Genomic DNA, 11,833 nt, shown 5'->3' with positions numbered 1-11,833 from the left:
CCCCGTGGAAGCCAGCAAGCAGCACCGGACGGGCTCGCTTTCCCACGAGAGCGGGCGCGCCGCCAATGCCGGGGGAACCCTCTCCGCAGTCGGCCGGCTGATCGAGCGGGCGGACGCCCTGCACCTGCGCGCGCCCGAGCTCGCGCTCGTCCTCGGTGAGCGCGCGGCCGCGTTGTCCGAAGCCGCCGGTGCCGAGGAGCAGTGGATCCGGTCCGAGAGCCTGGTCGTGTCAGCGCGCGTCCGGCTCGGCGAGCGGCCGGGCACGGTCGGGCGGGCGGTCGCGGCGTTGCGCGCGGCCGAGCACGCCGGCTACGGCGACATCGCCGCCCGGCTGCGCATCGACCTCGCCGTCTGCGCCCGCAGCCTGGGCGTGCCGCTGACCGGGCTCGCCGCGCTGCGGCCGGTCCTCACGGACCCGGTGGTGTCGCCGGTGCACCGCGCCGCCGCGCTCTGTCACCTCGTCGGCTGCCTCGCGCAGATCGGGCGGAAGTCGGAGCTGGACCGCGTGCTCGTCGAGGCGGACAAGCTCGTCCTCGGCGACGAGTCCCTGGGCGCCGACACCCAGCTTCTGGTGCGGGCGCTGCTGCGCGTCGGCACGGCCGCGCACCGGCGCCGCCACGGCGACCTGACCGCGGCGGCCGACGCCGCCCGGACCGGCCTGGGCTTCCTGGAGAAGCTCGACAACCCGGCCGACGACGGCGGCCTCGTCCGGATCCGGCTGGTGCTGCTGCTGGTGAGCACGCTGCTCGACCGCGGCGACGCCGAAATGGCGTACGAGATCGCCGAGCCGGTCCTGGCCGAGCCGGTGCGGGCGGCCGGCGTCGCGCCGATGGGCTGGCTGCGGCTGGCCGTCGCGACCCGGATCCACCTGCCGTCCGGCTCCGGCGAGGCCGCGATGGAGCTGGTCCGCGAAGCCGTGGCGAGCACGGATCGGCACGGGCTGTCCGCGGTCACCGCCCGGCTGTGGCTGGAGCTGGCGCAGCTGCAGGAGCGGTTCGGGCAGGCCGAGGAGGCCATCGCGTGCCTGTACCGCTCGCGGGCGGCCGAGCAGCTCCACGCGCGGGCCCGGCGGCAGGCGTGCAACGTGCTGGCCGGCGAGTTCGGCAGCGGGGAGCCGGCGTCGGTGGACCTCGACGAGGTTTTGAAGGCGGTGCCGTCGCGGCCGGTCCCGGTGATCGCCGCGGTTCCGGAGGTCCCGGCCGAGCCGGTCGCCGCGCCGCCGGCGCCCGAACCCGCGCCGCGGACGCCGGCCTGGTCGTTCGGCCGCGAGGAGACACCCAAGCCCGAGCCGCGGCAGCCGGCGCCCGCGTGGTCGTTCGAACGGCCGCGCGTGACCGCCGACGCGGCCGAGACGTCGGTGATGCCAGCGGTGCGGGACGAGCCCGCGGAGCCTCGCGTGCGGCCGGAGCCGGTGGTCGTGGAGCGGCGGCCGTCGCCGGTCCGGGCGGAGCCGATCGAGGTGCGGTCCGGGACTCCGCCGACGGGGCGTCGCCGGCAGCCGGAACCCATCGAAGTCCGGTCCGCGCCGGCACCCGAAGCCGAACGTCCTCGCGAGCCGGCCGAGCCGGTCCGGCCTGCGGCACCCGATTTCCGTTCGGAACCGGCCGAGGAGCCTCCGGCGCCGATCGAGGTCCGGAGCAGCGCGCCGGAGCGGCGTCCCGAGCCGCCGGCCGAACGCCGGAGCGAGCCGGAACCGCCGCCTGCGGCCGCCGAGAACGGGAAGACCAAGTTCTCCTGGGCGGCGCTCGCCGAATCGCGGCTGCGGGAGACCGCCGCCGAACGCGAGTCGGCGCCCACGCGCGTCACCCCGGCGTTGCCGCTGGCGCCCGAGCCCGCCGCCGAACGGGAGCCGTGGGAGCCGGACGCGCGGCGCGAACCGCAGCCGTCGACCCGGCACGACGCCGAGCACGGCTCGGAGGCCGCCCGGTCGGTGCTGGACCGCCTGGGGATCTCGTCGTCGGGCGGCGCGGGCGGCGGCCGCCGCCGGGCGGAGGACGCGGAAAGCCCGCGCGAAACCGGCACCGAGCGGCCCGCCGAAAGCCCGCGCCGCGAGCGCGCCGAGGCCCGTCCCGAGCCGGAGCTCGCGCCGCCGCCGAGGCCGGAGGACGAGCCGCCGTCGGTGCCGGACTACCGCGACGAAGCCGAGCCCTGGCTGCCGCGGCTGCGGATGCCGCCGACGCTGGAGCCGATGGAGGACTTCGGCCACTGGACGCCGGCCACGGCACCGTTCCCGGAGAGCTACGCGCGCGCCATCGCGGAGGACGAGCCCCCGCCGGACGCGGGCCTCGCCGACCTGCTGGCCCGCGCGCTCGCCGAGCACCAGGCGGGCACCGCGAGCGCGGCCGCGCTCGTCAAGCAGCTGGGTTCCCAGGACACCGGCCGCCGCAACGGTCACGGCCGCAACGGTCACGGCGCCGAGTCCCGCCGCCACGGCTCGGGCGACTGACCGGAGTCCGCCGGCGACGTCATGAACGACTCGTTCATGACGCCGGACGACATGAACGAGTCGTTCAGGTCGTCACCGGCCGCCCCGCGTCGGCGAGACACCCCTATTCGTCGCCGACCTGCCGCGGCCCCGGAAACAGTGGGATCCGTCGCACTCCTACGTCGCCGACCGGCCGACAACGTTCGCCGAGCGGCGCCGCGGCCCGTCAGCTGAACCGATCATGTTGGCTCTACCTCAGGTAACGCCCGTCGAGCCGGGCTGGTCAGCGGCGCGCGGCGCCCCGGAACGCAACCCGTCAGTAGCTTGACCGATCATGCGAATCCGCTGGCCCGGAAGGGTTTTCCGACACTGGGGAACCCCCGGGTCTTCATGTGATCCCCGGCCGGGGCGCATTAGTGTGGGGTGGCCGGACTTCAACGCCGAACCGGCGCGGTGCCATCTCACGAATACTGGAGAGTTGCCTCAAATGAGCTCGACCGGAGTCTCGTCCCTACCCGGAACCGGAGCCGAAACCGAACCCGAATTCGGTCAGCGCTCCCCGGCCAGCCCGGAGCAGATCAGGGACGACCTGATCGACGCCGCCGCCGGCCTGGCGCCGGAGATCGGGGAGCTCATCCGGCTTTACTACCGGCACATCCCGGCCGAGGAGATCGTCGGCGACGAGCCCGTCAACCTGGTCGGCGCGGTGCGTTCGCACCTGCAGCTCGCCAAGCACCGGATGCCCGGCCGCCCGGCCGTGCGGCTGCTGAACCCCACCGTCGCCGAAGACGGCTGGGCTCGCGAAGCCACCGTCGTGCAGGTCGTCACCGACGACATGCCCTACCTCGTCGATTCGATCGCCGCGGAGTTCGCCCGCGACGGCGTGCAGGTGCAGCGGATCGTCCACCCGATCATCGTCGTCAGCCGTGACCTCACCGGCGAGCTGCAGGAGGTCCACCCCGACGCCGACCCGGGCAACCCGCCCGCGAACTCGGCCGCCGAGTCGTGGATGTACATCGAGATCGACTTCGTCACCGACCCGAACCGGGCCCGCGAGCTCGACAACCGCCTCGCCAGCGTCCTCGGGGACGTCCGCGAGGTCGTCGAGGACGCCGAGAAGATGGCCCAGACGGCCTGCCAGCTCGCGAGCGAGCTCGAGACGGACCCGCCGCAGCTGGCCCAGGCCGGGGAGGTCGCCGAGGGCGCCCGCCTGCTGCGCTGGCTGGCCGACGGGCACTTCACCTTCCTCGGCTACCGCCGGTACGAGCTCGTCGAGAACCCGCACCCGGACTCCGAAGAATCGACTGTGCCGGCCCTGCGCGCGGTGCTGGCCTCCGGGCTCGGGGTGCTGCGCCAGGACAGCCTGGCCGCCCGCGGCCTCACCGCCGGCCCGGACACCGCCGCGTCCGCGCTCTCGCCGACGCTGCTGGTGCTGACCCAGGCGAGCGCGCCGTCGACCGTGCACCGGCCGGTCTACCCGTACTACGTCGGCGTGAAGACCTTCGACGGCGAAGGCAACGTCACCGGCGAGCACCGCTTCCTCGGCATGTTCACCACCACCGCGCTGCACGAGAACGTGCTCGACATCCCGGTGGTCTGCAACCGGGTCCGCGAGGTCATCCACCGCGCCGGGTTCCCGATGGAGTCCTTCTCCGGCCAGCGGATGCTGGAGGTGCTGCAGAACTGGCCGCGTGCCGACCTGTTCTCCGCCGACACCGACTCGCTGTACTCGACGACCACCGGCGCGATCACGCTGTCGGACCGCCGCCGGCTGCGGCTGTTCCTGCGCCGCGACCCGTACGGCCGCTTCTACTCCTGCCTCGTCTACCTCCCGCAGGACCGCTACACGACGCGGTCGCGGCTGGCGATGCAGGAAGTCCTGCTGGAGGAGCTCGAAGGCACCCAGCTCGAATACAGCGCCCGCATCGGCGAGACCGTCCTCGCCCAGGTGCACTTCATGGTGCACACCGATCCCGCGCGCCGCTTGGAGCCGGACACACCGCGGATCCAGGACCGGCTGAACGACGCCGTCCGCAGCTGGGACGACCGGATGGTCGAGGCGGTCCTGGACGAACGCCGCGAGCGGTCGGACGGCGGCGTGGCCGTCGGCGTCCTCGGCGAAGAGTCGGCGACCGAGCAGGGCCAGCGCTTCGCGAGCATTTTCCCCGAGGGCTACAAGGAGGACTTCGCCGCCGGAGAGGCCTTGGCCGACCTCCGCTCCCTCGACTCGCTGACCGACGAGGGAGACCTCGCGCTGTCGTTCTACCGGCCGGCCGACGCCGAGCCGGGCGAACGGCGCTTCAAGCTCTACCTGCGCGGCGAAGGCGTCACCCTCTCGAAGGTGCTCCCGGTGCTGCAGGCCATGGGCGTCGAGGTGGTCGACGAACGGCCGTACGAGCTGCACCGCGAAGACGGCGGCGCCTGCTGGATCTACGACTTCGGCCTGCGCGTCGCCCAGAAGATGCTCGACGAGGGCGACGACCACGCGGTCGAGCAGCTGCGCGGCCGCTTCCAGGACGCCTTCGAGGCCGCCTGGCGCGGAGACGCCGAGGTGGACGGGCTCAACGGCCTGGTCCTGCGCGCCGGGCTGACCTGGCGCCAGGCCGCCGTGCTGCGCGCGTACTCCCGGTACCTGCGCCAGGCCGGCAGCGCGTTCTCCCAGGACTACATCCAGAACACGCTGCTGAACCACACCCAGGTCGCGACGAAGCTGCTGAGGCTGTTCGAGGCCCGCTTCGACCCGCAGCTGGGCGACGCCGACCGCGAAGCCGCCACCGAAGCGCTGACGAGCGAGCTGAGCGCGATGATCGACGAGGTCACCAGCCTCGACGAGGACCGCATCCTGCGCCGGCTGATGGCCGTCATCCGGGCCACGCTGCGGACGAACTACCACGTCACCGACGCCGACGGGAACCAGCGGACCTACCTGGCGATCAAGCTCGACCCGGCCGGCGTGCCCGACCTGCCCGAGCCGCGGCCGCGGTTCGAGATCTTCGTCTACTCACCGCGCGTCGAAGGTGTGCACCTGCGCTTCGGCGAGGTCGCGCGCGGGGGCCTGCGCTGGTCGGACCGCCGCGAGGACTTCCGCACCGAGATCCTCGGCCTGGTCAAGGCGCAGGCGGTGAAGAACGCCGTGATCGTGCCGGTCGGCGCGAAGGGTGGCTTCGTCGTGAAGATGCCGCCGGCCCCGACCGGCGACTCGAGCATCGACCGCGACGCCCAGCTCAACGAGGGCATCGCCTGCTACCGCATGTTCATCTCCGGCCTGCTCGACCTGACCGACAACCGCGTCGAGGGCAAGACCGTGCCCGCGCCGGGCGTCGTCCGGCACGACGCCGACGACTCGTACCTGGTCGTCGCGGCGGACAAGGGCACCGCGAAGTTCTCCGACATCGCCAACGAGATGTCCGCCCGGTACGGCTTCTGGCTGGGCGACGCGTTCGCCTCCGGCGGCTCGGTCGGCTACGACCACAAGGCCATGGGCATCACGGCGAAGGGCGCCTGGGAGAGCGTCAAGCGGCACTTCCGCGAGCTGGGCAAGGACACCCAGACCGAGGACTTCACCGTGGTCGGCATCGGCGACATGATGGGCGACGTCTTCGGCAACGGCATGCTGCTCTCGGAGCACATCCGGCTGGTCGCCGCGTTCAACCACATGCACGTGTTCCTCGACCCGAACCCGGACGCCGCTTCGACGTTCGCCGAGCGCCGCCGGCTGTTCGACCTGCCGCGCAGCTCCTGGGACGACTACGACCGCTCGCTGATCAGCGAAGGCGGCGGCATCTACTCCCGCTCGGCCAAGTCGATCCCGGTCAGCCCGCAGGTCCGCGAAGCCCTCGGCCTCGATGAGAGCGTCACCGCGCTGGCACCGATGGACCTGATCCAGGCGATCCTGCTGGCGCCGGTCGAGCTGCTCTGGAACGGCGGCATCGGCACCTACGTCAAGGCGGAGTCCGAGACCCACGCCCACGCCGGCGACAAGGCCAACGACGCCATCCGCGTCGACGGCAAGCAGCTGCGCGTCAAGGTGTTCGGCGAGGGCGGCAACCTGGGCCTGACCCAGCTCGGCCGGATCGAGTTCGCCCGCGAGGGCGGCAAGATCAACACCGACGCGCTGGACAACTCGGCCGGCGTCGACTGCTCCGACCACGAGGTCAACATCAAGATCCTGCTCGACCACCTGGTGCAGACCGGGAAGCTCGAGGAGGCCCAGCGCAACGAGCTGCTGGCCGAGATGACCGACGAGGTCGGCGCGCTGGTGCTCGACGACAACTACCGGCAGAACGCCGTCCTCGGCGTCAGCCGGGCGCACGCCGCGCCGATGCTGTCGGTGCACGCGCGCCAGGTCCAGGCGCTGGTGTCCGCGGGCGCCTTCGACCGGAAGCTCGAAGCGCTGCCGAGCAACTCCGAGTTCCGCGAGCTGGAGAAGGCGGGCAAGGGCCTCACGTCGCCGGAGCTCGCGACCCTGCTCGCGCACGTCAAGCTGGAGCTGAAGGGCGAGCTGCTGGCCAGCGACCTGCCCGACTCGAAGGTCTTCGCGGCCCGGCTGCCCGGGTACTTCCCGGAACCGCTGCGCGAGCGGTTCCCGGACGCGATCGGGGAGCACCCGCTGCGCCGGCAGATCATCACCACGATGATCGCCAACGAGGTCGTCGACGGCGGGGGCATCTCCTTCGTCTACCGGCTGATGGAGGAGATGAACGCGACCGCCACCGACGCGGTGCGCGCGTACGCGGTCGTGACGCAGGTGTTCGACCTGCCGGCGCTGTGGAAGGAGATCGACGCGCTCGACAACGTCGTGCACACCGACGTCGCCGACGCGATGGTGCTGGAGACGCGGCGGCTGCTCGACCGGGCCGCGCGCTGGTTCCTCACCAACCGGCCGCAGCCGCTGGCGCCGCTGTCGGAGATCAAGCGCTTCGGCCGGGTGCTGGGCAAGCTCGTCCCGAAGATCGGCGACCTGCTCCGCGGCCGCGAGGCGGAGTCGGTGCAGAAGCATGTGGACGAGCTGATCGCCGCGAACGTGCCCGAGGAGCTGGCTCGCCGCGTCTCGCTGCTGCTGCACACCTTCGGCCTGCTCGACGTCACCGAGGTGGCCGAGCTCGCCGAGCAGCAGGTCGGCGTGGACGCCCCGCACAGCCCGGCGGAGACGGCGGAGCTGTACTACGCGCTTTCGGCGCACCTGGACGTCGACAAGATGCTGACCGAGATCAGCGCGCTCGAGCGCGGCAACCGCTGGCACGCGCTCGCCCGGCTTTCGCTGCGCGACGACGTCTACGGCTCGCTGCGGGCGATCACGCTGGACGCCCTGAAGCACAGCGACCCGGGCAGCAGCGGGGACGCCAAGATCGCCCAGTGGGAGACGACGAACGCCTCGCGGTTGCAGCGGGCGCGCGTCGCGCTCGACGAGATCACCAAGTCCGGCCGGCTCGACCTCGCGACGCTTTCGGTGGCGGCCCGGCAGATCCGGAGCACGGTGCGGTGACCTACGTTGCACACGTCCGCCCGCGCTGGACGGACATGGACGTCTACGGCCACATCAACCACGCGAAGATGGTGACGCTGCTCGAAGAGGCGCGGATCCCGCTGCTGTTCAAGGGCGCCGTCGAGGCCGGGCTCGAGCAGCTGCCCAAGGGCATCGTCGTGGTCAAGCTGGAGATCGCCTACAAGGCGCCGATCGTGGTGTCCGGGCAGGAGCTGCGCGTCGGCATCGACCTGACGGAGCTGCGCGCGGCGAGCTTCACGCTGGCCTACCGGGTCCACGCCGGGCCGGCGGAGTCCGACCCGGTCGCGGTGACGGCGGAGACGGTGCTGGCGCCGTACGACACGGTCGCGTTGCGGCCGCGTAGGCTCAGCCCGCCCGAGTCGGAGTTTCTGAAGCAGGGGTTCGCGGATGCCTGAGTTGTTGGTGCCGGACGCGGCGGACCGGGAGACCCTCGGCGCCTTCGTCGCCCGCGCGGTCCGGCTGGACGGCCAGACGGCCGTGCGGCTGCGGCAGCGCGGCGACGGCGTGGTCGAGGCCTGGACGGCGACGCCGTTCGAATGCCTGGCCACGCGCGCGGTGGCCGGTGACGTCACCCCCGGCGACGTCACGGTGTCCGGCAACGAGCTGCTGGCGGCGCTGACGGTGGCGGGCGGCCCGCGGATGGACCCGGGCCCGGCCCGCGACCTCCTGTGGCACGGCGAGCTCCCGCCGTCCGGGCCGTGGCAGCGGGTCGACGAGCTCCCGGCGGCGGTCGTCGCGGACCTCGCCGACCGCGGCGTGACGCTGGCCCGCGACAACGCCGGCCCGCACGGCAACCCGCCGGCGTCGCTGATGGACCAGGCGGTGCTGACGGTGACCGGCGGCTCGCTGGAGATCAAGGTCCAGATGCGCTGCCTGTTCGCGATGTCCGGCATGGGGTTCGTGGACTCGGACGTGGAAGGCGACGTCGTCCGCGTGACGGCGACCGATTCGTGGCTGCGTCTCGACGCCCGCTACGGCGCGATCGTCCGGCGCCGGCACGCGTTGCTGCCGTTGCTGTTCTGATTACGGAGTTCTTGCGTCTCGGGCGTGCGCCGGGTTTCGGTGGCACCCTGGAGGCATGCCCCCGGACGACGACCCGACCGCGGACTTCCTCGACGGAGTCCGTGCGGAGGAGACGCCGTGGCGCCGCGAGCGGCCACCGGGGGAGCAGGCGCCGGAGCGCGCCGAGCGTCCTGAGAGGTGGGGCCGCACGCGAACGGTGGGCCGGGCGGCCGCCCAAGCGGCGCCCTACCTCCAGGCCGCGGCGCTGGTGGCCTGGCTGGCGAGTGGTGCCTTCGACGACGGCTCGGACGACCAGAGCGGTTGACAGGTCCGTGACCGATTGGTTACAGTCCGCGCCTTCCCGGAGGTGAGCCAGTTGATGAGGTTCCCGGCGTTCACCATCACCGTGACCCGCGAAGCCGCCGTGTGGACCGCGAAGGTGACCGACGGCCTCGACGGCGCCACGGGTGAGTTCAAGCAGTTCGGCGACGTCGACCCCGGCATGCGGAAGGTCGTCGCGAACCTGACCGGCCTCCCGGCCGAGCGGTTCCACCTCCGCTGGCGCTACGAGTTCGACGACGCGGACGCGACCGAGCTCGTCCTGCAGTACCAGGAGGCGGACCGGCTCGCCGAGGAAGTGACGCGGTGGCGGGAAGGGGTCCGTGCCCGCCTGGTCACCACGCTGAACGGGCAGATCCCGCAACGGGCGATCGCCGACCTGGTCGGCCTGTCCCACCAGCGCGTCAACCAGATCACCCACGGCCCGGTGCCCGCGGCGGCCGAGGTCGTCAAGCCGGGCACCTGGGTTCCCCGCTTCTAGACCAGCCAAGCGGCGGCGTCGGCCGGGAGCTTCCCGTCCACCAGCGGGCTGCTGGACAGCAGCAGCTCACCCGGCGGCAGCGCGATCGGGCTCGCGGACGTGTTCAACGCGCACACCAGCCCGCCGCTCTTGCGGCGGAACGCGAAGCACCCCGCGGGCGCGCCGTACCACTCCAGCTCGTCGCCGCCGAACGCCGAGTGCGTCTTGCGCAGCTCGATCGCCTGCCGGTACAGCGAAAGCGTCGAGTCGGCGTCTTCGATCTGCTTTTCGACCGTCAGCCCGGCCCACTCGGCCGGCATCGGCAGCCAGGTCCGCGGGTTGCGCGAGAACCCGAACGGCGGCAGGTCGCCCTCCCACGGCAGCGGCACCCGGGAGACGTCCCGCCCGAACTCGGCCCCGCTGGTCTTCGCGCGCGGATCGGCCATCTCCGCAGGCGGGATGTCCACGTTGGCCAGGCCCAGCTCTTCGCCGTTGTACAGGTAGACCGCGCCCGGCAGCGCCAGCTCGACCAGCGCCATCGCCCGCGCGCGGCGCACGCCGGCCGCGCCCCCGCCGTAGCGGCTGACCTGGCGCCAGACGTCGTGGTTGCTCAGCGTCCAGGTCGCCGGCGCGCCGACCTTCGCCGGCACGGTCAGGGAGCGCTGGATCGCCGTGCGCATCGCGTCGGCGTCGAAGTGGGTCAGCACCAGGCGGAAGTTGAACGCCAGGTGCAGTTCGTCGGGGCGCAGGTACCGGGAGAGGCGCTCCTCGTCGGTCACCCAGATCTCGCCGACGGCCATCGCTTCCGGGAACTCGTCGAGCACCTTGCGGATCATCTGGTGGATCTCGTGGACGCCGTCGTAGTCCCACCGCGGGTCGTAGTAGTGGCTCGGCCCGAGCGCGTCGGCCCGCGGGTCCATGTCCGGCAGTCCGGGCGGCTTGGCCATGCCGTGCGCGACGTCGATGCGGAAGCCGTCGACGCCGCGTTCGAGCCAGAAGCGCAGGGTGCGTTCCAGGTCGGCGGCGACCTCCGGGTTGGTCCAGTTCAGGTCCGGCTGCTGCGGCGCGAACAGGTGGAGGTACCACTGGCCGTCCGGCACGCGGGTCCACGCCGGCCCCCCGAACGCGCTGACCCAGTTGTTCGGCGGGTCCTCGCCCTTCGGGCCGACGCCGTCGCGGAAGACGTAGCGGTCGCGCTCCGGGCTGCCCGGCGCGGCCGCCATCGCGGACTTGAACCAGGCGTGCTGGTTGCTGGTGTGGTTGGGCACGACGTCGACGGTGACCTTGATGTTGCGCTTGTGCGCCTCGGTCAGCAGCACGTCGAAGTCGCCGAGGGTGCCGAACATCGGGTCGACGTCGCGGGGGTCGGCGATGTCGTAGCCGTGGTCGGCCATCGGGGAGCGGTAGAACGGCGTCAGCCACAGCGCGTCGACGCCCAGCAGCTCCAGGTAACCGAGCCGGGAGTGGATGCCTTCCAGGTCTCCGACGCCGTCACCGTCCGAATCGGCGAACGAGCGTACGTAGACCTGGTAGAACACCGCGTCCCGCCACCAGGCGGGCTCTCCCGGCTCCGGTCTCATCAGACGAAGCTGTTCATCATGCTGTGGGCGGCCATCTCCAGGTAGGCCCAGAGCTGCCCGCGGTAGGGCTCCTCGAGGTTCTCCTCGTCGACCGCGATCCGGATGCAGCGCAGCCAGGCGTCGCGCTCGATCGGCCCGATCTTGAACGGCGCGTGCCGCATCCGCAGCCGCGGGTGCCCGCGCTGGTCGGAGTAGGTGTGCGGGCCGCCCCAGTACTGCATGAGGAACAGCCGGAAGCGCTCCTCGGCCGGGCCGAGGTCCTCCTCGGGGTAGAGCGGGCGCAGGATCTCGTCCCGCGCGACTTCTTCGTAGAACCGCCCGACGATCCGGCGGAACGTGGGTTCGCCGCCCACAGCTTCGTAGAGGTTCGCCGGTTCGCTCACTGCTGACACGCCTTCCATTTTGCCTTCCGGGTGCGGGTTCCCGACGCGATCCAGCGCTACAAGGGTCTCGGCGAGATGAACGCCGAAGAGCTGTGGGAGACCACGATGGACCCGGCCAACCGGCTGCTGGGCCAGGTC

Annotated in this window: 8 protein-coding genes and 1 pseudogene; 7 read left to right on the top strand and 2 right to left on the bottom strand. The window is 72.3% G+C overall.

Translation table 11 applies throughout. The features are described from left to right. The first annotated feature begins 4 nt into the window (after positions 1 to 4). The 6 genes from AB0C38_RS44030 (at position 5) to AB0C38_RS44005 (ending at position 9,753) form a co-directional block, all read left to right on the top strand. The gene (locus AB0C38_RS44030) at positions 5 to 2,446 is read left to right on the top strand and encodes a hypothetical protein (RefSeq protein ID WP_360685627.1); all 2,442 of its coding nucleotides are present in this window, start codon (positions 5 to 7) and stop codon (positions 2,444 to 2,446) included. 466 nt (positions 2,447 to 2,912) lie between these two features. Continuing rightward, on the top strand, positions 2,913 to 7,910 hold the full coding sequence (locus AB0C38_RS44025; protein ID WP_360685624.1) for an NAD-glutamate dehydrogenase: 4,998 nt from the start codon (positions 2,913 to 2,915) through the stop codon (positions 7,908 to 7,910). After that, positions 7,907 to 8,326, top strand: coding sequence for a thioesterase family protein (locus AB0C38_RS44020; RefSeq protein ID WP_360685621.1), 420 nt, complete (start codon positions 7,907 to 7,909; stop codon positions 8,324 to 8,326). The genes AB0C38_RS44025 and AB0C38_RS44020 overlap by 4 nt, the downstream gene beginning before the upstream one ends. Next, positions 8,319 to 8,954 carry a hypothetical protein gene (locus AB0C38_RS44015; RefSeq protein WP_360685618.1) on the top strand — a complete coding sequence of 212 codons (636 nt, stop codon included), beginning with the start codon at positions 8,319 to 8,321 and terminating at the stop codon, positions 8,952 to 8,954. Before AB0C38_RS44020 ends, AB0C38_RS44015 begins: the two co-directional genes overlap by 8 nt. Positions 8,955 to 9,009: 55 nt before the next feature. Further along, positions 9,010 to 9,258 (top strand): hypothetical protein, encoded by a 249-nt coding sequence (locus AB0C38_RS44010; RefSeq protein ID WP_360685615.1) that lies wholly within the window; start codon positions 9,010 to 9,012, stop codon positions 9,256 to 9,258. 54 nt (positions 9,259 to 9,312) lie between these two features. Beyond that, positions 9,313 to 9,753 carry a hypothetical protein gene (locus AB0C38_RS44005; protein ID WP_360685612.1) on the top strand — a complete coding sequence of 147 codons (441 nt, stop codon included), beginning with the start codon at positions 9,313 to 9,315 and terminating at the stop codon, positions 9,751 to 9,753. Here the strand turns inward: AB0C38_RS44005 and AB0C38_RS44000 are convergent. Further along, positions 9,750 to 11,312, bottom strand: a complete 1,563-nt coding sequence (locus AB0C38_RS44000) for a glycoside hydrolase family 13 protein (RefSeq protein WP_360685609.1) — start codon at positions 11,310 to 11,312, stop codon at positions 9,750 to 9,752. The two genes, AB0C38_RS44005 and AB0C38_RS44000, sit on opposite strands and share 4 nt — an antisense overlap. Continuing rightward, a complete protein-coding gene (locus AB0C38_RS43995; RefSeq protein ID WP_257920085.1) occupies positions 11,312 to 11,713 on the bottom strand; it encodes a globin in 402 nt (133 codons plus the stop codon). Before AB0C38_RS43995 ends, AB0C38_RS44000 begins: the two co-directional genes overlap by 1 nt. Before the next feature lie 24 nt (positions 11,714 to 11,737). Here AB0C38_RS43995 and AB0C38_RS43990 point away from each other — a divergent pair. Next, positions 11,738 to 11,833: pseudogene (locus tag AB0C38_RS43990) on the top strand (hypothetical protein); the annotation flags it as partial.

It is taken from the genome of Amycolatopsis sp. NPDC048633 (assembly GCF_040650695.1).
Classification (GTDB): domain Bacteria; phylum Actinomycetota; class Actinomycetes; order Mycobacteriales; family Pseudonocardiaceae; genus Amycolatopsis.
The sequence above is the reverse complement of the archived record's forward strand: the minus strand, read 5'-3'. Positions and strand labels throughout refer to the sequence as shown.